The sequence below is a fragment of the Streptomyces beijiangensis genome (genome assembly GCF_017315755.1).
Taxonomy (GTDB): Bacteria; Actinomycetota; Actinomycetes; order Streptomycetales; family Streptomycetaceae; genus Streptomyces; species Streptomyces beijiangensis.
In genome coordinates, this window is the sequence record NZ_JAFLRJ010000846.1 from 1 (window position 1) to 1,052 (window position 1,052).

Annotated in this window: 1 protein-coding gene and 1 pseudogene; both read right to left on the reverse strand. The window is 72.1% G+C overall.

Annotation, left to right across the window (positions count from 1 at the left end):
• Positions 1-232: pseudogene (locus J0695_RS39450) on the reverse strand (hypothetical protein); the annotation flags it as partial.
• A 268-nt stretch (positions 233-500) separates the two neighbouring features.
• Positions 501-1,052: nucleoside triphosphate pyrophosphatase (locus J0695_RS39455; RefSeq protein ID WP_206969661.1), on the reverse strand; the 552-nt coding region annotated here is incomplete at its 5' end.

Below are 1,052 nucleotides of genomic sequence, written 5' to 3' on the forward strand. Positions count from 1 at the left end.
GGTCGGGGGCGGGGGTGGACGCTTCGGCGCTCGGAGTGCTGTCGCTGCCACTGCCGTTGGCGTTGTCGCTGCTGCCCGTGGAGCCGCCATAGGTGGCGGCGGGGGAGATGCCGGGTCCGGCCGTACTCACGTCGGGGGTGGTGGACTTGAACCACCCGTCGATGAAGGCGAAGGCGAGCACCGCGACCAGTGCGAGGACCACGGTGGAGCAGAGCCCGACGATGAGGATCACCTTGGCCCCGTTCCGGGGCGGTCCCTGCGGGCCGCCGGGCGGGAAGGGCGGCTGTCCGAACGGGGGCGGTCCGTACGGGGGTTGACCGAAAGGCGGCGGCGGTCCCTGCGGTGGTCCCTGTGGGGGTGGCCCCTGCGGCGGCGGGCCGTACTGGGGGCCCTCGGGCGGGCCGAACTGGCCTGGTGGTGGGCCGAAGGAGTTGCTCATGTCGTGGTGTCCCCCGTGACGGTGATACGAACGTCGAATGACGTGTACAGGCTAGTCGGCGCTACACCCAGAGATCCGTGATGGAGATGCCGAGTTCGCCGAGCAGTCGCCGCAGCAGTGGCATGGACAGGCCGATGACATTGCCGTGGTTGCCGTCGATGGAGTCGATGAAGGGGGCCGAGCGCCCGTCGAGGGTGAACGCCCCTGCCACGTAGAGGGGTTCGCCGCTCGCGACGTACGCCGCGACCTCGGCGTCGGTGGGCTCGCCGAAGCGGACGGTGGTGGAGGCGGTGGCCGCGGCGCGCTGACCGGTGGCGGTGTCGATGACGCAGTGCCCGGTCTGCAGGATGCCGGCGCGTCCGCGCATGGACTTCCAGCGGGCGGTGGCCTCTTCGGCGTCGGCGGGCTTGCCGAGCGCCTCGCCGTCGAGTTCGAGGACGGAGTCGCAGCCGACGACGAGTGCTCCGGCGGCTTCGGGCCGGGCGGCGACGGTGTCCGCCTTTGCCTCGGCGAGTACGAGTGCGAGTTCGCCGGGGGTGGGGGCGCTGATGGCGTCCTCGTCGACGCCGCTGACGATCACCTCGGGGGCGAGGCCGGCCTGCCGGAGGAGGCC